Origin of the sequence: Rhizobium lentis, assembly GCF_017352135.1 — a bacterium.
Classification (GTDB): Bacteria; Pseudomonadota; Alphaproteobacteria; order Rhizobiales; family Rhizobiaceae; genus Rhizobium; species Rhizobium lentis.
This window is the reverse complement of the sequence record NZ_CP071454.1, coordinates 3,962,537-3,987,491: the sequence shown is the minus strand read 5'-3', so window position 1 is coordinate 3,987,491 and position 24,955 is coordinate 3,962,537. Positions and strand designations below refer to the sequence as shown.

Annotated in this window: 35 protein-coding genes; 9 read left to right on the top strand and 26 right to left on the bottom strand. The window is 58.6% G+C overall.

Annotation, left to right across the window (positions count from 1 at the left end):
- Position 1: 1 nt before the first annotated feature.
- From J0663_RS19465 to J0663_RS19435, 7 genes are all read left to right on the top strand, one after another.
- A complete protein-coding gene (locus tag J0663_RS19465; protein WP_207242006.1) occupies positions 2–904 on the top strand; it encodes a restriction endonuclease in 903 nt (300 codons plus the stop codon).
- A gap of 173 nt (positions 905–1,077) precedes the next feature.
- Positions 1,078–1,608: a hypothetical protein gene (locus J0663_RS19460; RefSeq protein WP_207242005.1), complete on the top strand. Its 531-nt coding sequence runs from the start codon at positions 1,078–1,080 to the stop codon at positions 1,606–1,608.
- Complete coding sequence (locus J0663_RS19455) at positions 1,605–2,150, top strand: hypothetical protein (protein WP_207242004.1); 546 nt, start codon at positions 1,605–1,607, stop codon at positions 2,148–2,150. The genes J0663_RS19460 and J0663_RS19455 overlap by 4 nt, the downstream gene beginning before the upstream one ends.
- Positions 2,147–2,683, top strand: coding sequence for a helix-turn-helix transcriptional regulator (locus J0663_RS19450; protein ID WP_207244574.1), 537 nt, complete (start codon positions 2,147–2,149; stop codon positions 2,681–2,683). Before J0663_RS19455 ends, J0663_RS19450 begins: the two co-directional genes overlap by 4 nt.
- Before the next feature lie 321 nt (positions 2,684–3,004).
- The gene (locus J0663_RS19445; protein WP_246590323.1) at positions 3,005–3,292 is read left to right on the top strand and encodes a CopG family transcriptional regulator; all 288 of its coding nucleotides are present in this window, start codon (positions 3,005–3,007) and stop codon (positions 3,290–3,292) included.
- An 18-nt stretch (positions 3,293–3,310) separates the two neighbouring features.
- Positions 3,311–3,520, top strand: coding sequence for a hypothetical protein (locus J0663_RS19440; protein WP_207242002.1), 210 nt, complete (start codon positions 3,311–3,313; stop codon positions 3,518–3,520).
- A gap of 30 nt (positions 3,521–3,550) precedes the next feature.
- Positions 3,551–3,925 (top strand): thermonuclease family protein, encoded by a 375-nt coding sequence (locus J0663_RS19435; protein ID WP_207244548.1) that lies wholly within the window; start codon positions 3,551–3,553, stop codon positions 3,923–3,925.
- 38 nt (positions 3,926–3,963) lie between these two features.
- Here J0663_RS19435 and J0663_RS19430 read toward each other — a convergent pair whose 3' ends face one another.
- Both J0663_RS19430 and J0663_RS19425 read right to left on the bottom strand, forming a co-directional pair.
- Positions 3,964–4,353, bottom strand: coding sequence for a type II toxin-antitoxin system death-on-curing family toxin (locus tag J0663_RS19430; RefSeq protein ID WP_207242001.1), 390 nt, complete (start codon positions 4,351–4,353; stop codon positions 3,964–3,966).
- On the bottom strand, positions 4,350–4,919 hold the full coding sequence (locus J0663_RS19425; protein ID WP_207242000.1) for a hypothetical protein: 570 nt from the start codon (positions 4,917–4,919) through the stop codon (positions 4,350–4,352). The genes J0663_RS19430 and J0663_RS19425 overlap by 4 nt, the downstream gene beginning before the upstream one ends.
- 202 nt (positions 4,920–5,121) lie before the next feature.
- On the opposite strand from J0663_RS19425, the gene J0663_RS19420 reads away from it, so the two are divergent.
- Complete coding sequence (locus J0663_RS19420) at positions 5,122–5,973, top strand: YecA family protein (RefSeq protein WP_207241999.1); 852 nt, start codon at positions 5,122–5,124, stop codon at positions 5,971–5,973.
- Positions 5,974–6,069: 96 nt separating this feature from the next.
- Here J0663_RS19420 and J0663_RS19415 read toward each other — a convergent pair whose 3' ends face one another.
- The 14 genes from J0663_RS19415 to J0663_RS19350 all read right to left on the bottom strand — a co-directional run bounded on the left by J0663_RS19415 (position 6,070) and on the right by J0663_RS19350 (position 19,613).
- Positions 6,070–7,446: an SGNH/GDSL hydrolase family protein gene (locus J0663_RS19415; protein ID WP_207241998.1), complete on the bottom strand. Its 1,377-nt coding sequence runs from the start codon at positions 7,444–7,446 to the stop codon at positions 6,070–6,072.
- Positions 7,439–7,702 carry a hypothetical protein gene (locus J0663_RS19410; protein ID WP_207241997.1) on the bottom strand — a complete coding sequence of 88 codons (264 nt, stop codon included), beginning with the start codon at positions 7,700–7,702 and terminating at the stop codon, positions 7,439–7,441. The genes J0663_RS19415 and J0663_RS19410 overlap by 8 nt, the downstream gene beginning before the upstream one ends.
- Positions 7,703–7,734: 32 nt before the next feature.
- Entirely contained in the window at positions 7,735–8,043 is a 309-nt protein-coding gene (locus J0663_RS19405; RefSeq protein ID WP_207241996.1) for a hypothetical protein, read from the bottom strand.
- The gene (locus J0663_RS31310; protein ID WP_246590322.1) at positions 8,040–8,213 is read right to left on the bottom strand and encodes an anaerobic dehydrogenase; all 174 of its coding nucleotides are present in this window, start codon (positions 8,211–8,213) and stop codon (positions 8,040–8,042) included. The genes J0663_RS19405 and J0663_RS31310 overlap by 4 nt, the downstream gene beginning before the upstream one ends.
- 49 nt (positions 8,214–8,262) lie before the next feature.
- The gene (locus J0663_RS19395) at positions 8,263–8,634 is read right to left on the bottom strand and encodes a hypothetical protein (RefSeq protein WP_207241994.1); all 372 of its coding nucleotides are present in this window, start codon (positions 8,632–8,634) and stop codon (positions 8,263–8,265) included.
- On the bottom strand, positions 8,631–9,356 hold the full coding sequence (locus J0663_RS19390) for a lysozyme (RefSeq protein ID WP_246590321.1): 726 nt from the start codon (positions 9,354–9,356) through the stop codon (positions 8,631–8,633). The genes J0663_RS19395 and J0663_RS19390 overlap by 4 nt, the downstream gene beginning before the upstream one ends.
- 137 nt (positions 9,357–9,493) lie before the next feature.
- Positions 9,494–9,997 carry a DUF7338 family protein gene (locus J0663_RS19385; protein ID WP_207241993.1) on the bottom strand — a complete coding sequence of 168 codons (504 nt, stop codon included), beginning with the start codon at positions 9,995–9,997 and terminating at the stop codon, positions 9,494–9,496.
- The gene (locus J0663_RS19380) at positions 9,994–10,350 is read right to left on the bottom strand and encodes a hypothetical protein (RefSeq protein WP_207241992.1); all 357 of its coding nucleotides are present in this window, start codon (positions 10,348–10,350) and stop codon (positions 9,994–9,996) included. The genes J0663_RS19385 and J0663_RS19380 overlap by 4 nt, the downstream gene beginning before the upstream one ends.
- Positions 10,350–11,492 carry a hypothetical protein gene (locus J0663_RS19375; protein ID WP_207241991.1) on the bottom strand — a complete coding sequence of 381 codons (1,143 nt, stop codon included), beginning with the start codon at positions 11,490–11,492 and terminating at the stop codon, positions 10,350–10,352. Before J0663_RS19375 ends, J0663_RS19380 begins: the two co-directional genes overlap by 1 nt.
- Positions 11,489–14,692, bottom strand: a complete 3,204-nt coding sequence (locus J0663_RS19370; RefSeq protein ID WP_246590320.1) for a host specificity factor TipJ family phage tail protein — start codon at positions 14,690–14,692, stop codon at positions 11,489–11,491. Before J0663_RS19370 ends, J0663_RS19375 begins: the two co-directional genes overlap by 4 nt.
- Before the next feature lie 450 nt (positions 14,693–15,142).
- Positions 15,143–15,532, bottom strand: a complete 390-nt coding sequence (locus tag J0663_RS19365) for a C40 family peptidase (protein ID WP_207241989.1) — start codon at positions 15,530–15,532, stop codon at positions 15,143–15,145.
- Positions 15,532–16,035, bottom strand: coding sequence for a DUF1833 family protein (locus J0663_RS19360; RefSeq protein WP_207241988.1), 504 nt, complete (start codon positions 16,033–16,035; stop codon positions 15,532–15,534). The genes J0663_RS19365 and J0663_RS19360 overlap by 1 nt, the downstream gene beginning before the upstream one ends.
- 15 nt (positions 16,036–16,050) lie before the next feature.
- The gene (locus tag J0663_RS19355; protein ID WP_207241987.1) at positions 16,051–16,404 is read right to left on the bottom strand and encodes a hypothetical protein; all 354 of its coding nucleotides are present in this window, start codon (positions 16,402–16,404) and stop codon (positions 16,051–16,053) included.
- The gene (locus tag J0663_RS19350) at positions 16,401–19,613 is read right to left on the bottom strand and encodes a phage tail length tape measure family protein (protein WP_207241986.1); all 3,213 of its coding nucleotides are present in this window, start codon (positions 19,611–19,613) and stop codon (positions 16,401–16,403) included. Before J0663_RS19350 ends, J0663_RS19355 begins: the two co-directional genes overlap by 4 nt.
- A gap of 58 nt (positions 19,614–19,671) precedes the next feature.
- On the opposite strand from J0663_RS19350, the gene J0663_RS19345 reads away from it, so the two are divergent.
- Positions 19,672–19,911 carry a hypothetical protein gene (locus J0663_RS19345; RefSeq protein ID WP_207241985.1) on the top strand — a complete coding sequence of 80 codons (240 nt, stop codon included), beginning with the start codon at positions 19,672–19,674 and terminating at the stop codon, positions 19,909–19,911.
- Here the strand turns inward: J0663_RS19345 and J0663_RS19340 are convergent.
- The 10 genes from J0663_RS19340 to J0663_RS19295 all read right to left on the bottom strand — a co-directional run bounded on the left by J0663_RS19340 (position 19,908) and on the right by J0663_RS19295 (position 24,922).
- Positions 19,908–20,081 carry a phage tail assembly chaperone gene (locus J0663_RS19340; RefSeq protein WP_246590319.1) on the bottom strand — a complete coding sequence of 58 codons (174 nt, stop codon included), beginning with the start codon at positions 20,079–20,081 and terminating at the stop codon, positions 19,908–19,910. The genes J0663_RS19345 and J0663_RS19340 overlap by 4 nt on opposite strands.
- 53 nt (positions 20,082–20,134) lie before the next feature.
- Positions 20,135–20,485, bottom strand: coding sequence for a hypothetical protein (locus J0663_RS19335; RefSeq protein ID WP_207241984.1), 351 nt, complete (start codon positions 20,483–20,485; stop codon positions 20,135–20,137).
- 23 nt (positions 20,486–20,508) lie between these two features.
- Positions 20,509–20,946, bottom strand: a complete 438-nt coding sequence (locus tag J0663_RS19330) for a phage tail tube protein (protein ID WP_207241983.1) — start codon at positions 20,944–20,946, stop codon at positions 20,509–20,511.
- Positions 20,947–21,005: 59 nt separating this feature from the next.
- Positions 21,006–21,416 (bottom strand): DUF3168 domain-containing protein, encoded by a 411-nt coding sequence (locus tag J0663_RS19325; RefSeq protein WP_207241982.1) that lies wholly within the window; start codon positions 21,414–21,416, stop codon positions 21,006–21,008.
- A 19-nt stretch (positions 21,417–21,435) separates the two neighbouring features.
- A complete protein-coding gene (locus J0663_RS19320) occupies positions 21,436–21,927 on the bottom strand; it encodes an HK97-gp10 family putative phage morphogenesis protein (protein ID WP_207241981.1) in 492 nt (163 codons plus the stop codon).
- Positions 21,927–22,283, bottom strand: coding sequence for a head-tail adaptor protein (locus J0663_RS19315; protein WP_207241980.1), 357 nt, complete (start codon positions 22,281–22,283; stop codon positions 21,927–21,929). Before J0663_RS19315 ends, J0663_RS19320 begins: the two co-directional genes overlap by 1 nt.
- Before the next feature lie 172 nt (positions 22,284–22,455).
- Positions 22,456–22,860 (bottom strand): hypothetical protein, encoded by a 405-nt coding sequence (locus tag J0663_RS19310; protein WP_097541833.1) that lies wholly within the window; start codon positions 22,858–22,860, stop codon positions 22,456–22,458.
- An 18-nt stretch (positions 22,861–22,878) separates the two neighbouring features.
- Positions 22,879–23,349, bottom strand: a complete 471-nt coding sequence (locus J0663_RS19305) for a head-tail connector protein (RefSeq protein ID WP_246590318.1) — start codon at positions 23,347–23,349, stop codon at positions 22,879–22,881.
- A gap of 34 nt (positions 23,350–23,383) precedes the next feature.
- The gene (locus J0663_RS19300) at positions 23,384–23,596 is read right to left on the bottom strand and encodes a hypothetical protein (RefSeq protein WP_207241978.1); all 213 of its coding nucleotides are present in this window, start codon (positions 23,594–23,596) and stop codon (positions 23,384–23,386) included.
- A 51-nt stretch (positions 23,597–23,647) separates the two neighbouring features.
- Entirely contained in the window at positions 23,648–24,922 is a 1,275-nt protein-coding gene (locus J0663_RS19295) for a phage major capsid protein (RefSeq protein WP_207241977.1), read from the bottom strand.
- Positions 24,923–24,955 lie beyond the last annotated feature (33 nt).

The window sequence follows — 24,955 nt, the reverse complement described above, 5'->3', positions numbered from 1 at the left end:
TATGGGAGCTCACGCCGGCAAGACCTCCGCCGATTTCAAAGGGCTTGAGGAGCTAGTTGCCAAGATACAAAAGACGCTGGCACCTCAAGCGGAGGTACTTCACAATGTGAAGCTCGACGGTCATAGCAGCAAGAGAAAGCGCCAGATTGATGTCCTGGTGCGAGACAGGATCGGACAATATGAGATCCTGATTGTGATCGAGTGCAAAGACTATAAATCACCTGTCGACGTTAAGGGCGTCGAAGAATTCTCCGGTTTGGTGCAGGATGTGCGCGCTCAGAAAGGGGTTTTGGTCTGTCCGCGTGGCTTCACAAAAGCAGCCAAACAACGCGCGCAATCTCTTCAAATGGATCTCTATAGTCCCATAGATACCGATATTCATAAGTGGACTGCGCGCGTTACGATGCCTGCGATATGCGATTTTCGCTCCGCCGCAATGTCGTTTGGAGTTGCGGCATCCTCACCGTATCCATTCAGACTTGAATACGATTTCTTCAAGACATCCGATGTGTTCGACGAAGAAGGCGCTTCCCTCGGCACTCCTCTCGCGATTGCTTCAAAAAAATGGAGCAATGGCGAGTTTCCAACAGCCATTGGTGAGCACGAGAAGGTCGATATCTACTCGGTAAAGACCTTCATGGATAATGGATACGGTACGCGTTCTCCGATTGATCTATGGGTTGGGTTGCGAGTGACTGCTGATCTGTATTTCGGACAATATCCCATCGCCAAGCTCTCCGGGTTCAAAGATGAAGTCGCTGGTTCAGTTATCGCCAATGCGTTTGAGCTGGGGATGCTCGATCCGCACCACGTCGAAAAGCAATGGAAAAAGCTAAGATCAATTGATGAAGCGCCCGTAGAGCCGGTGATTGTGATGACAGGGCTAATCAGCTGGGCGGATTGAACTTCTCATTGACCGACCGAGCCCGACTCGCCTAGCTTCCAACCGCGGCCCACCACTCCGCGCAGGCCATCCCGCCTAACCACCACTTGAAGAGGATCAACCAGCTTTCGGCATTCGTGCCGGCGGCATGCGTTCTTTCTATGTGGTGAGATCAAGTGACGCCCTCAATTCCGTTGGACAACATCTACACGGCTGACGAAGCCGCTGAACGGCTCAGGCTGACCAATCGTGGTGTGATCAAGCTTGGCAAAGCATACGGCTTGTGCTCACGGCGCGGCCGCGACTATCTCTTTTCGGAGGCAGACATTCAAGCTTTGTGGGAGGTAATGCGCGAGCCTGCCAAGCAGCCCAAGCCCCCAACTGTGAAGGTTGCGCCGGCTCGCGACTTTTGGAAGAAAAACTTCTGGCTTTTCGACCTATCCGTCGCGGTCGATCGGCGCGAGATGGCAGTCCTGCGATTCCTCAGCAGTCAGAGGGCGCCGCGGTCGCGCAATCAGATCAAGCGAGCCGGCCCCCGCACGGTTGAATCATTCCTCAAACAGGGCTTCGTCGTCGAGCGCGCTCGCGACGCTCAAGGCGATCCCATGATTGTCATCACCGACGAAGGCCGCGAGCAAATCGCCAAAGCCGATCGCTGGATAAAGGAGAGGGCCAAACACGGAAGGGGTGCAGGTGGTTGGGATCGGACCGTGGGTGGCAAATGACGTTTCCACCGAGCCCATTCGATCGTCTGCCGCTTTTCGCAACTGACGATGAGATTGCCGTCGCTGTTGTCGGCAAAGCCAGGGCGTCTGCCTGGAAGCGCAACGGCCTGCGTATTCTCGAATCCAAAGGCTTTCCCAAGGTCGACGTACTACATGGCGGCAGATCTGTGCCGCTAATTCGGAAATGGTATGAAATGCATATGGGCCTCGACAAGAATTATATTCTGGCGACGCTGGAGGACGGAAAGGAAAATCCTCAAGCATGGAGACCAAAGCGAGAGCAGCGCGCCGACAGAAAGCCGCGGCTGAATCTCGATACTCGATGCCAGACGGTGCTGCGCCAGATGATCGAGAACCCCGATTGCCGCACTCAACGAGATATGCGGGGTGTAGGAGAATTGACCTTAGAGAAGCTTCAGGCGCACGGCGTGATAATGTCGTCAGGCAAAGCCGATACCAACCGCATCTGGTCGGTGACGGACTTAGGCCGCGAAGAGATAAAGCGCATCGACTATTGGTATTTCGGAAAGACAGCGCGATGACCGTTCCCCCTCGCCTCATTGGTCGCAAGGAAGCGGCTGAATATTGTGGAATTTCGCCGACATGCTTCTCGCTGTGGGTGTCGACCCACAAGATGCCGCCGACGATTCCCGGCACCCGCATGTGGGACAAGCGCGCGATCGACGCCAAGCTAGACGAAATCAGCGGCATCATGTCGTCTGCGCCCGAGGATCCATTCGACAAATGGGATCGCGAAAATCGGACCGGTCGACCGTCTGGCCGCGATAGCCTTGCAGAGTGGCGTGCCGGAAAAGAAAAGCGCCGGGCGAAATACCGCCCTCAAATGGGACTCGAATACAGGCTCGAGTCCATTCTCGTTTACCTGGCTGCGCATCCAGACTGCGACACGGCGTCGTCGATACCCAATGCCGGGCCAGCGATGCTTGAAGAGTTGCGAAAAGCGGGCGCGGTTCAGCTGGTCGAAATAGAGCGGGAGGCAGTTTGTTACGCCTTAACGGAAAAGGGAAAGGCAGAAGCCGCGCGCATCAAGAAGTGGCGTTCACTGGCGCCTTGATCTTGGCTGGGGTGCCGGAACGCAATAGGAACGATTATGGTGTGCATAAACATGTGGATTAAATGCCGGTCGTGCGCACGGCCTCGGCGATTTCAGCCATAATGCTCTCGCCGCCAAGGAAACGACTGTGCCTGGAAACACAATGATGTCGTCCCTTAGCGACTGGAGCTGTACCCGCAAAGGAGGGGGATGGTCAGGGCCATTCCCCTCCGGATTAGGCTCACCTAACCTGCTACAAGTCACCTAGTTGCGCAACATGCAACGTGTCGATATCCACGGTTCATGCGGACGTTTTTCCGCACCAAACGGAGTCCAGTTAACGTGGCCACCGATACCGCCGCTCTCCTCGAAGACGCCGCCGATCGAATTGCGGATGTTTCCCGGGCCGATCTTCAGATCATACTTCGTCGGGCCGCGCTGCTGTTGCGCAACTCGGGATCGATCGCCTTTGATAACGATGTGGAAGAAGCCTTGCGGGATCTGTCCGGCGAACTTGGCAAGACGCGCAACGATACTGTCAGGTATATCGTCCGGGAGTGGATGGAGCAGAACACCTACCTGCCGGTGCACGAGCTGGACGAAGATGGCGATGTTGATGGGAGTGCATGACGCGTCAGGGAGACAACAATGACGATCCGCATAGACCTCATCGATAAGGCCAACCTTCTGCGGGACCAGCTCCGCCTGTTAGAGATGGCGGCGCATGCGGTGGATGACCGCGACCAAAGAAGCGCGCTTATAGGAGGCTGTGAGCAGGCCAAGGAATTTATGGAAGAATTGCTCGACATGATGCGAAGCATGCCAAAGAGCGAGCCAATCGCGGCAACGAACGAATAGCTGCGAGCCGGCCGAACAAGAGACTAAATGATGATCGCGGGCTTGATCCTATGCGCATCGCTGACGGCCGTCGACGGCGACACCGTGAAATGCGATGGGCAAAACATGCGACTGCTGGGGGAAGGTGTTCCGTTCGTCTCGGGCATCGATACGCCGGAGATAGGATCGCACGCGAAGTGCCCCAAGGAACGGAAGCTGGCGCTGATCGCCAAGGGCAGGCTGAAAGAGCTTTTGGCTGAAAAGGGCTTGCGTGTCATCTTCAGCGGCGCGGTGGACAGGACGCCGTCGCGCCGGCCGCTCATCAACATTTATCGACCGAATGGGGAAGAGATCGGGAAGAAGCTGCTGGAAGAAGGTTTCGCGTGGCCCTGGAGCCCGAGGCAGCGGAATGATTGGTGTGATTGAACAGCAGCGTTGCGCTGAGACAATGTCGCGATGGGACTTCAGGGCAAAATAGTAAAAACTCCAATAACACTGACGAAATCTTCCAGCGGACAGCTGCCCGAGACGACGTCCTCGATCTTGCCTGCCCAGAACTCATTGTCGGGCATAATTAGGGTGGCGCCGTTTTTTGCCAGGAACTCTGCACCGGCATGGAATGCTGTTCTTTTATTGCCTTGTTCAAAGGCATGCGCTTTGGCGATCGCGAACAGCATAGTGCCAAACGCTCGCACGAGATCTTGACTCTCGTAGAGCCAATGGTTCCTTGGCGACATCACGGCACTTTCCAACGCGCCAAAGTCTCGCAAGAAATGCGCCTCACCAGTCCGAGAGACCTGCTCGGCGTTTATCGCAATCACATCATCGACATTTATCCAAATTGGCGCGGTCATCTAGCCAAATAAGCCGTGACTCTTGGATATCGCCTATTCAGGTCTTCACGGATAGCTGTTGGATCATCGGCAATGGCTCGGGCTTGTTCCCGAATCTTGCTATCGATCTTCGGCTGAATCTCCTGCTGAAGAAAGGAGATGAAGGCCTCGTCTATTCCCACCGCCTTCTCGTGCGCGTTGATGGATTCAGCAATCTTTGTCCGAAAATATCTCCGCTTCCCTGGGTCGCTTATGCGAGCGGCGCGCTGCTCGAAGAGCCGGTGCATGTCTTGGATGACCCGACGTGAGATCGAGATGTTTTTGTACGCGCTCGTGCCATATTCCAGGCAAGCCAATCTCAATTCAATCAGCGCAGTTCTGTTGTTGTCTTCAATCGCTCCATCAACCGCGCGAGCAAAGGCCACTCGATCGAGTGCATCGGCAGAGCGAAGTTTAAGGACAAATTTTGCAAAACCACGAGCATAAGCGGCTGCGACCTCTGCCGGATCGGCGTCCAAAGACGGCAAATCCGGCTTGGGGAAGTCCTCAAACCTTTTCGTCCGCTCTGTTAACAACGCTAGAGACATTGCCACCAATACCTTTTCATCTTTAGATACGGCATCATTAGCTCATGTTCAATCGCCGCCAGTGCAGAGTGGCGTCTCTTAGACATGCTTGCTGTAAAACAAAGCAGCCGCCTCCCCGGCTAAAGAGAGGCGGCTGGCGGTTGCGGCTAGACTAATCTCCGCCCTCCTGCTCAGATGGCGCATCTTGGCGGGAGCAATAACAATGCATGAGAATTCACCGTGCTACTGCGGTAGCAGACGCAAATTTAAGAAATGCTGCGGCGCTCGCGGCGGGGGAATATCAAACCAGTTTTTTGTCGCGGCCGGTGAAGCTAACCCTTCATTGGGAGAACTCATTTCAAAGGTCAGAGCATTTTTCGGTAGCTCGTTTTCAGGAACAATCCAGCAAGGGCTCACGTCAGATTACGTGATAGGAGGAGATAAGTTTATTGACCGCGCCAGCGTGTCAATCGTCACGCGCGATCCTGATCGCGCGTTTGTTTATTTAGCCCATGAGTTGTTACATCTAGATTTGCATGCCCGCGGCTACGGCATATATCGGGGTTGGCCTGGTTTAGCGCCAAAAGTCGCCAACGCAGCCCAGGCTTTCAAGCGAGACCTAGAAGGCCTTGTTAATCAAATACACCATCTGATTTTCTTCGAGCAATTCGTCGAAATGGGTTTTCCGCCGGCTCTTTTTGTGCTGCCAGTCGCGCCACCTCAAGATTATTCTGAGTTCTCAAAGATCCACAAGGCCATGGGATTCCCGGAGCTTCATGGGTTTCTTCGGCTTTGGTGGGTACATGAGGCCATTCGGCACTATCTCGCTCCTATGCAGGGACAACCCGATGAATCACGAAAAGTCGACATTATAATCGGCCAGGCGATGTCAGTTTTCCATGATTTTGACTGCACATGGTCAGATATCGTTCGTTGGGTCGATAACGGTGGTTTTAAAAAACCCGAGGGATACATTCCCGCATTCAATAATCTCGCTACTATACTTGCCATGCCCCGTCCGACATTCGCGTCAATAGATCCCCGCACATTGGCTATACAAACTCTGCCACTGTAGGTGTTTTCATCAAAGGATTGCATCTGCCTCAGTTGATCGAACAAGGCGCGGTGTTGCTCAAGGGTGGAGCCCTTATTGCTGCCGCTCGTATAGAAATCACGCATAAGCAAGCCTCGGATTGTCGACGAAGAAATAGCCGAGCCGCTTGACCTTTGCCCGCATCAAAGCGGTTCCTCCGACCCCAAGCGCGCGATCAGCGTTCGGATAAAGACGGATTGACAGATTGGCGGTGTCGGAGCTGACTTGAACGGCGTCAGTCATAAGCCAATAGGTCTGCTGCTGCGCGTCGCCGATAAGGCCGCTCCATCCGCCTTCGTACAGAGCGCGACGGCCGTTCGCCCAAAGTTGCGGGACGAGCAGGGCGTCATTGCCCATGACCTCGATCTCGGCGATAGACCGTACCCACTGGCCGGTTTGCCCCACCACCGTGAAATCGCCCGTGGTACCGATACCAAGCTGGTAATAAGCAGTCGCGCCCGTACCTACAGCGGTAATGTCGAAAATGCGCGTCTTGCCGCCAGTGTCTGGGTTATCTTCCGACGAGAGAGCGAGCGTAGAGCTTCCGGTCCCGCCCTTCTGCGTCCTCATACCGGTCGGCGTTGAGCCCGTACCGTTGGCCGTCACGCCGCCGTTGCCCAGGAGCGTAGGATAGGGATACTTGTTGAGACCGGTATTCCACAGCTCCAGCGCATAGTTGCGCGCCGGGATAAGCAGATCCAGGATCTGATTGATCAGCCGGGCGCACTTGAGCGCGCCTTGCGTTCCAAGATGGATATAGTCCGACATGTTGGAACGATCGGTCCATCCGGTATTCGTCGGGTCGAGCGCGATGTCATAGTCAACCAGGATGGCTTTTGATTTCGGCAGGGTTGGCACCCATGCGCGGATAGCAGCATTGATGTAGGCGCGATTGATATTGTTGTCGGCACCGTTGAAGGCGTTGGCCGGATCATTCACCCAAGGAGGCATGGTGCCGATAACGCAGAACACACCTGCGTCCATCGCCATTTGCAGGGTCTCTTGGAAGTAGGCGAACGTTGCTGGCCCTGTTCCAGTACCAACGGAGTTATTCACCGATGGCCGGTAGAACATCATATCGGGATGCATCGGCAGAAGGTAATTAACCATCATTGCGCGATGGCTGGCCGCATTCGATCCGGAAATGGCCTGATTGGCGCCTGTCGTGTATCGGTCGCTCGACGGGCTGAAAGCCCCTGTATCGGCCGGCCAGTTGTCGTGTCGAAACCGCTGATGCATCATCAGAGCTAGGTTCAACTCGCCGGCGTTGGTCTGCCAGCAGTTCACCGTGCCTGGGTTTGCGCCCTCGATGCCGTGAGCGATCAGGCTGTCTCCGATCGTGCCAATCTTCGGATTGACGAACGTAGGGTAAGCATCTCCCCCGCCCTGACGGCGGGCAGCAACGCTATACCGCCCGATCGGCGAGAACAGCGGAGTAAAAGGAGAACTAAGCACCAAAGACCCCGCACGTTTCGCCTGCGACGCGGCTGAAGCGGTATGTGCCTGGCGCGGTGATGGCGATGGCGGGGCGGAAAGGCGTCAGCTCTCCAACGTCGGTATAGCCGCCGGCGTCGTCCTTCAGCGTGACGCGCACCCGGGCCTGAGACCCCAGAGCGCCCTTGATGCCGACGGTGACGGTGGAGCCGGACGCTACAACGAGATCAGCAGAATTGGCCGCGGTGGAGCCCACCGCGAGAAGTTCGGTTGCCATGATGATTGATATCCAGGAGATTGGGAGAGGAATTAGCCGCGCGTGGTGCGCCGCTGTGGTGAGTTCTCGTAGAGGCGATCGAGACGCTCGTGCACGCCATCTATCCTGTTGCCCACGCCCTCGATGGCGCGCAGCAATTGTGCGGTCTGCTCGGCCTGGCTGGTCTTGGTCGCGAATGTCTCTGCGGCGTGTAGTTTGTGCGCCGCCAGGTCCGCTCCGACTTTGTCGGCCTTGTCCTCGGCGATCTTCACCTTGGCCTCGACGCGAGCCCAGACGCGCCAGCCGGCGCCGGCCAGCATGACGAAGAAGCCGACAACGGCCATGATTTCCGGTCCGGTCATGGCTTGCGCTCCAGCCTGCCGTCGCGGTCGGCATAGAAGTCGCGCAGCGCCAGGTGTTTGCGAATACAATACAGGAGCCTATAGCGATCCTCGGTCCATAGCTTTTCGGCCTGTTCCTGCGTCAACGCCTTGTCGCCCAAGTCGACCGGCCCGAGACAACGAGCCGTCAAGGCGCTATCAGGCCGCGCCAGTTTCGGAGGAGCCGGCGGAACAACCAGTTTATCGGACCTTGTTAATGCGCTGCACGCCGGGAGCACCGAGAGCAGTGCGGCCAGCATCAGGATCTTCGCCAGCTTCACGCTCGAGCTCCTTAATCTTCAATTCAAGGGATTCATTTTCGGCCCGCATCTGGGCGATGCGTTCCGCCTCGCGGGCCTTCGCGGCGTTGTTGGCTGCGGCTTGCCGCTCGGTCTCGGCGTTGGCTGCTGCTGCTGCGGCCTGTTTGAGCTCGGCGATTTCAACTCTGTATTTCAGGCTGGCCGCGTCATAGCCGTTGTTGTAGATGGTCGAGGCGCCCCACCAAACGGCGAGCGCGAGCAGGACCACGGCGATGCCGTAGCCCACCCATTTGTTAGTCAGCGCTCCGATCATTGCGACAGCCCCGATACGCAGATTTCAGCCTCGCCTGCGCGCTGGGCGTCGCCCATCTCGCGGCGCTTCACCAGGCCCTGCACGACACGGCCGCCGGCCTTGTTCCAAGCCGTCTGGGCCTCGCATGCCTCGCGATAGCGTCCCTGCACTGCCAGCCGCGCCGCGGTCGAGTTGACCATGCCGGACACACCGAAGTTATAGGCGCCGGAAATCATCGCGGCCTGCACGCCGATCGGGAAGCGCGTGAAGCCTTTGATCCGCTTCGTCAGCGGCTCGTAGTAATCACGCTTGACGCGCGCCTCGAGGATGGCTTCGCATTCGGCGGCCGTGAAGCTCATGCCGGGCTTGACCGGCTTGCCGTCGATCAGCGTCTCGCCGTGGCAGATGTCCCATATCTTCGCAAAAGGATCCCAGTGCGATTTCAGCACCAGGCCCTCCCACGGCTTGATCAGCGACTCCATGGCGAGAATGACCGCGGCCGGTCTCTCAGGCTCGGCGAAATACGACTGGCCGCCAGCCAGCACGGCCGCGAACATGGCTGCCGCAATGGCAGCCTTGCCGCGCTTCGTCGCGACAATCTTATTGATTGGCAACTGGTGCCTCCTTGTTTTGGATGAGCACAGGCGCGCGACCCATGCGCCTCCGAGCAGCGCGAGCGTCAGCCACCACGGCAGGTAATCGGAGACGACCGGCACGAGGTTGAGGATGATGTCGGCAAGCATCGCCAGCTCGATGAGACGAAGCGACCAGGCGCGCTTGAATATGCTGGCCGCATCGGGGATGAGCACGCGCGCGACAACGTCACGCGCCCCTGAGAAAAGCGTGCGAAGCAATGGTGGGCTCCGATTTTGGGAGTGGGTTAGACCCGCTTGAGGCCGATCTGGAAACTGTAGTGGTGGTTCCGACCGTCGTAGGCCCGGTTAACCCAGCCGAACCACAGCTTGACGTAGAAGCCGGCGGCGAGCGGCTGGTCACGCTTGAAGCAGAAGAACGGAACGCCAGCCGCCGTCTTCATCAGATAAAGCTGCTGGTTTGGATCCAGGCTGAGCCGCGCTTGGACAATGGAAGACCCGGCCGCAGGCATGCCGAGCACTGTCGATTGCCAGCCGTGGGCCGGGTTTCGACAGATCCAACATGTGCGTTGCCACCAGAGGCGCCAGCCGCGGAGACCGGCTCTGTATCCCCTCACCCGCTGCGTTACGCCACCGTCGAGATCGGCATCGAGCGTTGAGAACCACTGCAGCACACCAGGCAGGCGTGGGCCGGTCAGAAGTGACAACCCAGCAAGTGCCGGCGCCAAAAGATAGGACAGCAGCACGAACGCGAGATTGATCGGGAAATAGGCCAGGTAGCGAAGGATCATAGTTGGGCCGCCGCAACGAAGAAACCGTCGATCTGCTGCGGAGTGAATCCCATGGCGGCAAAGCCTGCCGCCATCATCGTTGAGTTTCGAACGAAAGTGCCGGAATACTCATAGGCGATCTGTACATCACGCGGCTGCTGCGCCACCCATGCATCCACGCTATCGAGCAACCCTGCCGCCAGGAGTTGAAGCTTGAACTGGCGTGCCGACACCGATACCACCGGCAGGGGCTTGTAGTGATGGGCAATCACCGCAGGATCGTCAGCGGCCAACAATTCCTCAGCAAAACCCTCCTGTGGCTGTTCAAACAGACCACAGATGTCGCCGTCGGCATTTCTCATTACATATGGCATCAGCCAATCCTCTTGCAGGGGAAAATGAAGCCCTCGGTCCAGACCCAAAGGCTACCAGAGGCGCCCGCGACCTGGCGGATCTGCTTGCTGGTGTTCGTCCAGATCCTTCCGGACCCGACAGCGTAGTTGCTGGCGACCTGAATAGCGCCAACGTTCGCACCGTCGTTTCCGATGCCGGCCACGAGTGTTCCTTGCGCCGGATCGTGAAGCAACGCAGATGCGGTAGTCGCCGACGCGGAAAATTGGAACCTAAGCTTTGCCTCTACCTTGGTGCCATTCGGTACCGTCAGGGCCAAGAGTGCAGATGTCGAAGAAACGCTCAGGCTGACAGCATCCTTCACAGGCGACGTAAAGGTGTACTCGTCGCGGGCGTTCATAATGAACTCCCGGATATTCGAGCTGCCGTCCGTCAGGGCGACGCCGATCGGCGCAAGGACATCATAGCCGCCTAAGAGCGAGGTATTGACGCCGCCAACCGTTGCCGACGTTGATAGAACTGCCTCGCCGGTTCCGTCCGACTGCTTGCGAAGCGCGTAGACGAAATAGGTAGCATTGGCCGCCTTCACACCCGTATCCAGGCCGCCATTGTTTCCCGCTACCCAGGTGCCATTGATGTTCTTGGTCAGCGTGCCGGCCAAGATCGCCACCTTGCTCAGCGCCTTGACCTTGAAGGCGGCGATATCAAGGTGCGTCAGCGGCGTCGACGCGTTCGGCAGCACGATGCCGCCCTCGACAAAGTCTGGGCCGAGCAGCGGCGCAAGGAAGGTGCTGAGAGCGGTAAGCGTCAGGCTCTTCGCATCGCCAACCGCGCTGTCCCAGATCCCCAGCTTGTCGGCCCCAACGGCCGTCGTCTTTGCAGTCAACCCGTTGATTGTCGATCCAAGGCCGCTCCAAACGATAGCGTTCGTCGCCGTGTCGAGCACCATCAGCAGAACGTCGTCAGATCCATCGTAGAGATAGAGCTTCAGCTGACCAGCCGTGGCGGTGGAGACCCAGAATGTCCCGGCGACCGCGTAGGACGGCCGGGACGCGCCGGAGTTGCTGCTGAGAAGAGCCCTGAAGCTGTCGTCCATGCGGGCGGCCATGGCGCTTGGCGTAGCCGGGCCGGTTGTTGGAACGCTAAAGGTTGTTGCTTGGCTCATTGGACGTATCCATACCCTTTCGCCACGTAGTCAAAGGTCCGCGCGACTGGCGTCCCAGATGAATTGCGGAAGATGATCGTGAAACCAGCCGCGGTCTTGCTGGTGATTTGGTAGTAGTCGCCGGTCTGCATGTTTTGCGCGGCAATCGAAATGCCGCTCAGCACGTAATAGGCGGGTGAGAAGTTGACGGTGAGACCGGAGGCGGTTACCAGCAGATCGTTCTCAGCGATGACTCTATCCGGCATGTCGACGGTGACACCTAGCGTCTCGACCACAGGCGTCACATCGGCCTGCATCGACAAGAGCTTAGCGCGGAACCGGTAGGCCCGAGCCGACACGTCGCCCGTTTTTAGCTCCGCCCAGTCTCTCCACGTTGGCGTTCCCGATGGGTCATCGTCGGTCGAAGAGACCTCGACGCGAACGTTCCACAGTGAATCTGAGGCAATGCCGAAGTACTCGGGCACACCGTACCAGTCCGTTCGCGTAAAAAGGTCCAGACTTGCCAACTCACCAAAGGCGTTGACGTTTGCCGAGACACGAGACGTGTAGACGGCGCCGAGATCGACGATGTCCGCAAAGTCGTAAATCCCTTCGCTGACAAAGCCGCCGATCGACAGGAAGAAATCGTCGACCGAGAACCAATCAACAAGTTCGAAGATATCGGCCTCGGTGTCGAGCCGCAGCGCACCGCCGGCCGCCAAGACATTCGTCTTGGTTCCGGCGAAGCTCGGATCTTCCTGCAGCGCCTCGGCCGCGTTGAAAGCTGTCAGCGGATTGACCGTGCTGACGACGAGCGCCGCGTTCACCGACATCAGCCCGGCATAGTTCACGGCCTTGATCAGATAAGTCCCGACCATCGCCGGGACCTGCGCTTGCGAGCCCACGACGTTTGTGCGGAGCTGCGTTGCCGTCTGCCATGTGGCGCCAGTTACAGCCGGCGAGAACCTGATCTCGCAATGGGAGAGCGCTTGGTCGGCCTGCAGCGTCCACTGCAGCATCGCGATGTCGCCGTTGACCGCGACACGGAAATCTCCGATGTCCGCCGGATTGGAGGAGAAGATCGCGCAGATGAACGACGAAGTGAGAAAGTCCGACAACTCGCCATTGGCAAAAACCGCCCTTATGCGGACGTCATAGACACCCGTCGCGAGATCGACGAGGCGGATTGCCGGCGCGCTAACGCTCGATGTCGTGATCCACTGCGTATCGCCGTTGGCTCGATATTGCACGATGTAAGATGCAGCAGCTCCCGCGTCCGGCGCCTGCCACGCCATATCGATCGCTGACGTAGCCGGCGCAGTCGTCCAGACCGTCTCGACATAAGAGAATCCGCTCGGCGCCGAGGCCCGATAATCCGGAACCGGGGCAATGCCCGTTTCGAACTCAGGGATGTCCCCTTTATCTGCGTCCATGATGGCCGGCGCGTCATCGACGAGTTCCAGACGCGCAGAAAGATCTTGCCTCGCCGTGATGCTCTTGACGCGCAGAACGACGCTTTCAAATCCATTCTCGCCAAACATCGCGAGATCGCCTGGCGCCGGCAAATCACCGGCATCTGAAAACTGGAACGAGTTGAACTCGCCGTCGACGCCTGTAATCGTTCTGATGATAGACGAGCCATCAGCGCCGCGAAAGCGCATCGAATAGGTCTTGCCGGCCTGCATCGTCAGCAGATCGTCAATCACAACGCCATCGGGCGAGGATGTGACTGACCGCACCCGCGCCGCACCCGCGCCCCAGAGCACGACATCATGGTTTACGCGGACACGGTCGCCCCTGGTGCAGACCAGATGTTCAAAGTCTGTGTCGAGCGAATAGGTCTCCCGTTGCAGCCGAAGCTGCGCCAGGTGATAGCGCCCGTGTTTCCAGATCAAATCCTTGTCCGTAACGCCGGAGAAATCGATCCCTTCGAACTTGGTGGCGTTGTCCTCGTCATATCCGTCGTCATAGACAACCCGCTCATCGTTCAGGTAGCTGTTGTCGCGGTTGATGAACTTGACGCGGAAGCCGTGCGGCAGATCCGTGTAGGCCCGCACCGAAGAGAAGTTGGCGGAGTTCCGTGGCGTGAAATGCTGCACGATCGGCGAGTCGGCTATATCCCAGACAACTCCCCACCGCCCGTCGCGGAAAGTGACCGCAGCTCGGCCGGCGGCCGCGATTTCCGTCAATCGTTCGTAGACAGATTTCTGGTCGGTCGCCACAAGATCGAAGGTGAAGCCGTTCGTCTCGCAGTACGCATGCCAGTCTTGCAGGCTGACGATGTCTATCGAGCTCCCGTCGACGGGTCGCGCGTTCGCATTGCCCTGCAACACCTGCCGGAAGTGATCGGCTGGGTTGCGAGTTACCTGCCCGGATGACCAGGTAACACCATTCCATGACCGGATTTTCGGGCTGGCGATGCAGTTCAGTGTGTTGACAGTGCCGTTGAGCTGACCGGTCGCCTTGATCCGCATCGCGATCAACGTCAGAGGCTTCGAGAAGCTGACCACCGGCTCATTGCGCCGGCCCCGCACGGCAGTCCAATAGACGGTCTCGGAAACGGTGTCCTTGCCGCTGTAATCGGAAGACGATTTGCTCAGCCGGACATCATACTTGCCGCGGGTGACCGTCTTCTTCAGCGTCCGGCGCAATGCCTGGGGCGAGTTCGACGTCAGGTCGAAGGTGCCGAAGGAGAGCCATGTGCTACTGGTCGAAAGCTTGTATTGAACTTCGATGGTAACGGTATAGTTGACGCGATTGCCGTTGGATGACTTGTACCGATAGATGCCGCTCGGCGCGCTAACATCCACAGAGATCTCATCAATGTTGTCTGCTGTCGTGCGCTGCACCCAACCCGCCTCGGCATCCAGAACGACAGAGACGTCCTCCTGATAAACCGGCTTCGTGTAAAGCGTTGGCGGCGTAACCGTATGGTCCTCGAGGATCTGGTATTGGACATCCTCGAATTTCGAGATCGCGGTCTCGCCGATCTTCAGGTCTGACACGGCGATCGGACCATAGCCGACCACAAACAGCATACGCAGATACTGATCGTCTCCGACCAGTTCCGTATACGCGCCGGCAGCGTATGGCGGCGAGATCCGGTGCGTGCCGAAGATCTCCGGGATCGCGCCATATTGCGCCGCCTGGTTCTGCGCCCCGCCGATCGAATAAAGCGTGGTCGTGTTCGGGAGGGAATCTGGCTTGGCGACCGGAAACAAAGCATTGATGATCAGGCTGCCGGCCAGCGATATGCCGGCGCCTATAAGGCCGGTTGCCACACTGGCTGCCGTAGAGCCAGCAGCAAGGCCAAGAACGCTCGTCGCGAGCCATGGTGCAACAACTGCGGCGAAGATGGCAACGACGAGCCCGGCAATCGCGCGGAGGGCGCCCTTCCCAGGAACCTTCACTATCGTAACCGAAGCGCCCGGCTTGACGCGGACGCGGCGCCAGTTCTTTTGCTCGATGGAGTTCCCATTGATCGCAATGTAGAGCCTGCTCGGCTCAATATCACAGCGCTCGATGATCTCTTCAATCGAGAGGCCGGCCGGAAGGCTGATGTGCTCTCGTCCCGAGCGCAGCGGAGATCGACGCAGATAAACGTCTACGCTTTCGCCAGGCGCAATGATTTCAACAGGCGCCGTTGTCGGTACAAGCTGCATGGATCTGCCTTATTGGTTGAGGCGGTAGAATCCGGAAATCCGGTTTCGCCAGCGCATGTCGCCGATTCGGTCGATGACTGAGGGATGCGGCCCCTCGCTGTGGAGCACGAGGCCATGCCCAAGGAACACGCCGACGTGGCTGTCGTGGCGCCCTGCCCGCATCAGCACGCAATCGCCAATCTTCGGGACATCAACTGGATGCCAGTGTTTCTCACGCTCCTCGGCGACCAGTGGGCTGATGGCGCTGCGGTGAAACTCGCGAGCGTCCATTTCCGCCGAGTAGGACGGAACTGATGTCCCGAGCACGTCCCGATAATAAAGAAAAAGGACACCCCAGCAGTCCGCGCCGGTGTAGTCGCGCCCATGGGGCACGTAAGGAATTCCGATGAAGCGTTCCATCAGAACAGCCCCGGGAACGATCCTGGCGTAAATTGGCCGGCAGGATGCGGCTCGTTGACCAGCGCATCCGCCACCAACGTGACCGATATCGCGTGGTCATCCATCGTCGCGTCAGACATCTGCAGCACCGGCATCGTGATCTCGACCATGTCAGGATCCGACGCGAGGATGATCTCCAACTTGACTGCTGGCGGCGTGGTGAAGGTGCGAAGAATAGAGACCAGAGTGCGGTCGATGTTGTCCATCGTCAGTTGGACGCGCGGCGGAGCATCGCTGCGATCATCCGGCAGCGTGAAGTCGAAAGGCAAAAAGATGAACTGCTCGCCCCGGCTTTCCGTGCCATAGACCAGCGGGTCGTCTGACAGGCGCGTCGTCGGGTCGCTGGAGATATAGATCGGCTCGTCGAGATCGTCGTGAGTCACGGTCAAGAGGCAGATCGGAACCTCGTCTGTCTCCTGTGAGAAAATCCCAGCAAGAAACCCAGGCGAAAGAATACGGCTCATCTGATATCCAGGCTGTTAAGGCAAAACCTCAAGGGAGAATGAAACGACCCAGGAATTGCCGTCGAGTGTTGCCTTGTGGGGTTCTTTCAATCGAACCAGGAGATCCGACCCGCCGAGGCGGTCGGGGAACGTAAAGGCCTTCGCGCCGTCCGAAATGGAATCCCGCACGAATGTAAGGAAGTCTCCATACTCGGCATAAGACATGACCATCTGTCCGCTTTGGCCCCAGACATTCGCCGAGGTGCGCCGCCTAGTCTTCGCTGGACCGATAGATGTTTCGGAGCGCAGAACATTGTCTGCGCCCCCTTCGTCGTATGATGTTGCTGTGAAAAACTTCGGCAGGGTCACCGGCCAAACTGGAACAGTCATCGCCTTGCCAATCCTCCGCGCAGCCCGAACTGCGATTGCATTGCGCCGCGCGACCTCGATCCCGGCGTTGAGACCTTGTCAGCCACCATTTCATCTATCAGCACGTCGATTTGCGTACCGCTCGACGTCTGTCGCGATTTTTGCGTGACCTGCGCGTTTGCGTTGTTCGTGATGTTCACCACGACGCCAGAAGCGCCAGATGACGCCCTGCCGGCAACACGAGAACCGCCGGCGGCCCCGACCAATCCACCGCTCGCAAATCTTGCGATGGAGCCGGAATTGATCGCGTCCAGCAACCTTCGATGCCGGCGCGCAGATGCGGCATTCACGACAAACTCGCCGTTGGAAAGCATCGCTGGGATGCTATCGCTGGTCGGGCCGCCAGGGCCTGAGACATGGCCGCCATCAGCATAAGTGCGGGTATTGAACGCCGAGGAGGCTGCTCCACCCGAACTCACGCCACCGAACAGGCTAGCGAGCCAGCCAAACAAGCCGCCGCCACCACCGGAAGAACCGCCGGCGGTTGCGCCAGATTGAAGGGTATTGCCTAGCTGGCCAAGGCCGTTGCCGAACTGGCCGAGGTTCTGGGTCGCAGAGCCAACAGCTGGGTTGAAGTTCCGAAGTCCGCCGGTTGCGGAGTCGGTCGTGCCGGAAAGCCGCGTCAACGCACTATTGAATTTCTCGACGTATTGCGTGCCGGTCGTGCCAAGCATATCGGCCGCATTGCCGCCGCTGCCCACCGATCCTGGGCCGCCAAACCAAGCCTGCGCAGCGCCCGAGGCACCGTAACGCCCTGCATAGCCGCCGAAGATCTTTTGAAAGACAGCATCCTGCGCCGACGAGGATGCAAGGTACTGTGACGGCGACAGCGAATAGCCAAGCGCCTGCCGCGTCCAGGGGCCGACATTGGCACCCATCACCTGGTAGGCGCCATATGCGCGGTCGCCAGAAGCAGTCACAGGCCCCATGGCCGAATAGTTGCCGCCGCTTTCGATGGACTTGATTGCGGCCGCGTAGGCCGCGATGTTGCCAAGCGGCGCCCGCGTGACCGGGATAACTGGCGCCCGGCCGAGATTGTCGTTGGCTCCGATCAGCTGGCCGAGCGTCGTGTTCGCCACGAAATTGGCATTGGCGGCGCCAGAGCGGGCTCCGACGTTACCGAGGATCCCGCCACCAGATCCAGCGCCGAGAATGCCATTGATCAACTGATCGATAAGCCGGTCGGCAATCTTCGAGATCTGGTTTAGCGCGGCGTTTTGGATGGCGTCAGCAAATGCCTTGCCGATGTCGCCCCCGTTATTCAGCAGAGCATTTTTGAAGTCGCCGAAGAACGACCTGAGATCGGATCGCGCGTCCTCGATATTCAGAAACTTGCGGATTTGGCCGGCTTCTGGGCTGTTCAAATCCTCCGGCAAGCCGTACTGGCGAAGCGTCGTTGTGATCTGCTGGTCTTGCTTGGACAGCGAGTTGTATCGCGCGTCCATGAGCAAATCCTGCTGCAGCTTTGCCTTCGACAGCGTTTCAGAGTACTGCTTGTAGAGCGCAACCTTCTTTTCGATTTCCTTGCGCTGCTGCTCACTTAGCGACCTGCCCTTATCCTCTGACCGCTGGAATAGGTCCAGCGCGAAGCGGGCAGCATCAGCGTCGACGCCGTACTTACCGAGGAGGTCGATCTCCTGCTGCAGTTGGCCGATACGGTCATCGGCAATCTTCACCAGGTCGCGATACGCATTCGCCGCTTTGGTCGCAGCCGTTTCCGCCTGCTTGTTTGGCTCTTCACCAAGCTGGATCGGCTTTGCCGTCGGTGTCGGAACTGGAACGGGGAGCCCGCGACCAGTGTCGATCGTCGGGTTTCGGTTTTCCTCCTGCTGCTTCCTATAACGCTCGATCTCGTTTGGATCGGTCAGCAGCTTTCCATTGTCCGAATATATGGGGCCGAGAGTGCCGAGCGTCGGAAGGCGGCTCTTATCAACGTTCTCGTTGAACAGCGGCGCGCTTTTTAGCTTGTCCGCCTCGCTTCGTGCGCCAGCAATCGAAGTCGCGAGAACATCAAATGTCTTCGCGAAATCACCAACAGCCTTAATGCCCGTTTCCTGCATGAGAGCAAGAAGGGCGGCCTGCACTGCCTTGGCCTGCTCAGTTGTGGCTGTGCCGTTGGCGATTCCATCGCTGAGTTCTTTATATGCCTTTTGGAGCGCGCCGACCTTCGCAGTGTCGGCCGCTTGATCATTGAAGGTCTGGAGGAACTCGGCGTATTTTGCCTGTGTCAGGCCGATATTCTTGCGGAGTTCAGTCCATTGCTTGTCTGCCTCCGCAAGGGAAGCATCTTTTTGTTCTTTGACGTCGAGAAGTCTCTGACGCTCGTCCGCGTATTTCTTGAGCTCTGGAAGGACACTGCCCCATTTGTCGGCGACGCGCTGGATCAGCTCGTCTTCCTTTTTGAGGGCCTCTTCTGATTTTTTGCCGCCTTCGCCCACCGATGTGAAATACTGGTAGGCAGCGCCACCGGCCGCGATAAGCCCGATAGTGACCAACGAGACCGGGCTAACTAGGCTAGCGAACGCCGCGCCGAGTCCAGCAATAATCTGCTTGCCAGAACCCATTGTCTGGAAAACAGACGCGAGCTGGGTGCCCTGCTGCAATGCAATCGTCAGCGGCTTGCTGCCGCCCTGAAGCTGAACCGCAATGTCCTGGAACTGAGCGGCGATGTTTGCTGTCTGGAATGCGCCGGCGCCACCAGCAGCTCGCTGCGCAGGAGTCGCCTCAAGGGCGGCATTGCGACCTTTTATGGCTGCTGTAGATGCAAGCGCAGCCTGGCGCTCCTTGCTGATCGCGAGCGCCATTTCATTCGCGGAGATTGCACCGACGGCGTGCGCCTGCTTGATTTCGGCTACGGCCGCCTTGTATTGCGTGATCGTCGCAAACAGCGGATTGTACTTGGCGCGGAGCCGTTCCAATTCCTTGCCCTGGTCGGCGAGCGCTCCAGTCCACTCCTTCGATGCTTTCGTTCCAATGCCGACCATGGCATTGATGCGGTTCTGCATTGTGGAAGAAATGGAGTTGTCGATCGACTTGCCGACAGCCGTGAACTGCTTCTGCACCGATCCCGACAAGCCCGCCAGATCGCGCTCGATGCGCTGGATGCTGCGACGGAGCGTGGCCTGATCAGTGCTGATTGAAATAATCAGGTCATCGGTATTGTCAGCCATGCGTTGCGCATCCTAAAATGAAAAAGCCCGCGGTGGTTGTGGGCCTTTGGGGGAAATGATGGATGGGTGGCTGAAAGGACTGATTGCCTGCGCCTGCGTCGTCGTGATTGCCGGGGGCGCATACATGGCATACGACATCAATCAGCGGCGATTACAGCGCCTCGCCGCGGCCGAGGAAGAAACGATCCGTGGAGGATGCCGTCAAGCTCTGCTTGACAAAGGCATGCGAGAAATGCGTCTGGTTTGTCGCGACGAAGGCTATATCACCGATGACGAATTTTATCGCGCAGGTCTTTAGCCATACTTCGCCACGAGCGCTTCCAACTCGCGATCGCTTGGCGCATCGGTATTCTGCTCGTCAACGCCCTGCGCTTCATTGTGACCTTCGATCCCATCGAAGAATTCGGTGAGCGTGGCATCCCAAAAATCCGCAGGCCGCCATTTGAGGCCGCCGATGCCGATCCTCATCCATTGGCGCCAAGGAAACGGCGTGTCATCCAGGACGCCGCGCCCTTTCTTGTCTACGCCGCCTCGTCGACGGCTTCCACGTTTCCCTCGTCACCGTCAAAGTGATGGGCCAAGATCGCAGAAAAGGCCACGGCGCAGGCCGGAAAGTGTTTCAGTTTCAGATTAGTGATCGCCTCAATAGCGTTGCCCTTGACGGTCAGAAGCTCGATGGCTGCGACAGTGGCGGCCGCCTCGACGCCAGACAGCCGCAGGAACAGATCATTCAGAGACTTGCACTGCAGGCGGCTCGACAAGGCAGACAGGCCGCCCATTGTTGCCGCAACTACGAGCTCGACGCCGTCAATGACGAGACGCGCTTCGCCGCGCGCCCCGTTGACCGGATGCTTGTATTCTTGATCAGTCACAGAATTCTCCTCTTTCTGATCGCTTAGACTTCAGGCGCGAAGGTGAGCGTGTCACCGGCGGTGAAGGTCGCGGAGAATTCCATGTTCGGCTCGACGTCACCAGACGCGGTGAAATCGGTCACAAACCACGAGCCCGAGAAGGTTCCGAGACCGGGCACGATCACCTTCGCGTTGAATGCGGTCGCGTTGATGACATGCGTCATGAACGCCGACATGTTGGCGCCGGCGACGTAAGCCCCAGATCCCGTGAACGTGCGATTTGCAATTCCCGGGCGGCTCGTCTTCTGAACGACGTTGCCAGGATTGGCGCAATCCGGAATGGTCGTGTCGACTTCGCCCGCCGAGAGGTTGAAGCTGCGGGTTTTGAGGCCGCAAAGGTTGGTGAATACTTCCGTCGGGGAGCCGCCGTCACCGATTTGAATGAGCAGGGTACGTCCAAGTACCTGACCGACTAATGCCATAATAGTCTCCTGATGTGGTGATTAGCGCGGTTGGCGCGATGGTTATTATGCCGCCCGCGCTACGCAGTTGGCTTCTCGACGCGGGCAACGAATTCGATGACTGCGTGCGAAGTGAGGCCGTCGGCGTCGCGGAAAACGCGCGTCTGACGGTGATTGATCGAAATCAGATGATTGGTGGCCAGCGTCAGTGGTGCGAGGTGCAGGCTTTCGGCAACTGCATCAGCGATCCGCTTGACCTCTGGGAAGCCGACGGCACGCGACCACGCGTGCATCGTCAGATAGACTTGGCCGCCGCTGACGCAAGTTGCATCATCACGAAGGAATTGCGCCTCGCCGATCGTGAAATATGGGAAAATCGCGCCTTCCGGCGGCTGGTCATAGACACGCGAGCCTATAAGCGCCGAAAGGGTGGCGTCAGCCTTCAATCGCGCCACTATAGAGCCCTGCAGTTCCAGATCTGGGCTTGCCATGAGATATCCTGCCTTCTGGCTATTTGCCCATGGCCTCGCGCACAGCTTTGTTGACGGCCGCGCGAATTCGCTTGCGAATTGCCGGCTTCATGGCGCGATAAGTCGGAAAGATGTGAGGCTGGGCCGCGGTGCCTGGATGCATACCGGCGCCCGATGCTGCGGCAAGCTTCTTACCGAGCACTGTGCCGCCGCCCTTTGCTGTGCTGTGCGGAGCCGTTCCGAACTCGAGGAAACGCCAGATGTATTCCGCAAAGATGCCGGCCGCCGACGGATCTTTGGTGGCGGTTGTGCCGACGGTTTCTTGCTGAGGCCGGCTCGACAGACGATCGCCTTCTATGCTTTCCGCATATTCCAGCGTATCGCCGCGAGGAGCCCGCGCCTGAATGGCATCAGCAACTTCCTTGGCCGCCTCAAGCTTTGCGCTTGCGGCATATTTCTCAACGTTCGGCGCCAGTTGGTTCAGGCGCCGCATGAGTGCCTCGCGCCCCTTTAGCTCCGCTGTGATAGCCACTACGTCGCAACTCCTTGCACCGCCATCAAGTCTAGATAGGCGTTCCTCTCGTCGAAGTTCGCCACAGACGTGATGTTGAAAATGCGCGATTGGTTGCGCGCGTCAACGGCTCGCCACGCTGTGGTGACGCTCCTCGCCTCGATGCAGCTGCGGATCTGTATGACGAACGGCTGCACACCAGACAGACGAGAGGCTATGACTGGCTCGCTTCCCTTCAAAGGCCTCAGTTCGGCCGCAGTCGTGAAGACTATGATCCAATCACCGGCCTGCTCGTTGCCAAACCCGTCGTCGACGAGTTGGCGCCTTTGGAAGTGCAGCCTCTCTCGAAGCCTACCAGCGCCTTTGGTCTCTGTCATCGTCCACCCGCTTTTGGTGACTTCCGACCAGCTGGCCGGTCAACGACTTCGGCCCGCTCGCCAGCCTCTTCGGCGCAAGCCCGCGTCACAAACTCGATGGTGCCCGCTTTGTACGCGATGGTCACGGCGGGCGTCGCGCGCCAGTCGAAATCAGCGACAAAGCGAACCCACATTAGAGTGTAACCCCTGGATCGATCGGCGAGATTGCAAGGACGGCCGTCGTCTTTGCGATACCGACGAGAACCGGATCCATGCCGGTCGTCAGGTCTGCGCGAGGGCAGATGCCGCCAGGAGTGCCGCTAAGCCAATAGTCCTGGCCGGCAACGAGCGTCGCGCCGATAGTGATGTCGCCAGACTTCTGGATAGCAACCGGCTGACCGGCCGATGCAGCGTTGAGCGCGATGCCGTGAACCTGGCGGGTGCCAGTGCCGTTGTTGTCGGAAAGCATCCAGCGATTGGTTGTGGCGTTAAGATATATCGTCTTGCCGGCTGCGATGGCCTCGCCAGCGATGCCGGAATCGATGCCTGCATTGGTGCCAGGAAGCACGTTTGCTGGCGTAACCGTAATGTCTGCCATGGGAAGGTCTCCTGCGGCTTACGCGCCGCGTCTATGGTTGCAAAGCAGCGCGTCGAACGCAGTCCAGACTGGCAGCTCTTTGCTTTCGCGCTGCTCGTAGGCATCGGCGATCCAGAGCAGTATCGCGTGTTTGATGGATGGCGGCAGAGCGGTATAGCCAACGACAGCGGTCATCGTGATGCGCGACCCGTTGCGCGTGACCGGCCACTGCTTGCCGTATGCTGGCAGGATCGACGACTCGAGGCCGTCGAAGCGCGTCTCTGTGTCGGCGGCGTCAACGGTCGCATTCGTGCCGTCGGTGGCGATATAGGCGATCGAGGTGACCGACTGCACAGGTGCCACCGGCAAGCGATCGAAATCGCAGAAGGTGTCGCATTTCACTTCGATCGTCTGCGTTGCCAAGGGCGTATTGCAGTATCGCTCGACATAATCACGTGCCGCGGTGATGAGGGCATCGAATAGCGCGTCATCATCGTTGTGCAAAACCACGCAATGGCGTTTCGCATCCGCGACTGAGATAGGCTCACTCGGAGCCTGCGTCACCTTCGGCGGATACCACATTGGCCTTGCCCTTCTTGCGAGCCGGTGCTGCGGCCGGCACTTCGTCAGCTTCCGCCTTCACGGCAAAGCCAGCTTCGATCAAGCGCTCCGCCTCGGCATCTACAAATTCACGCTCGTCGCCAGGCGCCAAGTTGAATTCAGGGCCGGACAGGCCGGCTATCATTTTCAAAAGCATGTCGCCTCCTGAAAAGAATGGCGGGCCAGCCTAAGCCAGCCCGCCAATCGATTAAGCCTGCTGCAGATACTTGACGGATGCCGTATCGAGCAGCTCACCGTCGAAGCGGATGAGGCCAGCGATACCGAGATCCGGCCAGAAGCGCTCGCGCAGGACGCCGATCACCGGCGAACCAACCTTACGGACCCAGTACTTGCCGAGGTCGCCGAAGATGATGGTCTTGTTGCCGGTTGCGATGTTCGCCATCGCCTGGTTGATGCTGTAGTTGTAGCCCAGCAGCGTGCCCGGTACGCCTTCCTTGACGTTGCCCATCTGCCAGAGGTAGTTGCCTTGGCCGTCCTTCAGCTTGCGGATAGCCGCCAGCGTCAGGTCGTTGAACATGAAGCGAACCTTCGGCGACATACGATATGCCGGGTCGACGGAATGCGTCAGGTCGATGATTTCATCAGAGGCAATCGCAGCAGCAGCAGCGGCCGTCTTGCCGAGGGTTGCAGCGGTCACGATGCCGTTCGGCGCGCTGGTGCCGGTGCCGGTCGTCAGCTGTGCGTTGGCGAGGCGGCCGAGGCGTTCGCCGAGCAGGTCAGCGAGCAGGGCTTCCATGTTGAAGATGGAGTCCTGCGCGAGCTGCCAAGAGAACTTCACGAACTTCGTGTTGAAGTCGTAGGCTTCAAGCTGCTTCTGACCGAATACTGCATCGGCAGAACCGTCGTCAGTGAGCGCCGTCCCTTCGGTGCCCTGGACGCCGGTCTTGCCGGTATCGTCGGTCGTCGGGATCGGCAGCTGGTTGCCCGCGGTCGTGACGAGCTCGCTGACAACATCAGCATCGTACATCGGACCAAACGCCTTCATGGAGCGAACCAGCAGGTTCTGCATCTCGACGGGCACGGTATAGCCGCCAGCCGCGTTCGTTCCGCCGGTCTGGATTCGCTTTTCGATGTTCTCGACGCCGGCGCGCAAGACCTTGCGTTCTTCGGGATCGAGGGCGTCGATTGACGCGCCATTGGCGATGAACTTCAGGAAAACTTCGCGGTATTCGATCTGTTCGCCAGTTTCGGAACCGAATGCGCGCTCTTCAGAGCCGGCGCCGGGACGCTTCTTGGCGCGCTCTTCTTCCTGGCGAGCAGCGAAGCGGGCTTCGATAGCGGCCTGATCTTCTTCGCGCTTGATGTTGCGTTCGACGCGGTCGAACTCGGACATGATCGTGTCGTGGCGAGCTTCAAGCTCAGCCGCGCGGGCCTCGTCGGTGTTCTTTTTGATTTCTTCCAGGGCAGCGCGTGCTTCCGTGACGAGACGGCCGCGCTTTTCCTGCAGCTCGGTGAGAGTCATGCAAGTCTCCAAAATGTGGTGCTGTGGGGGTGA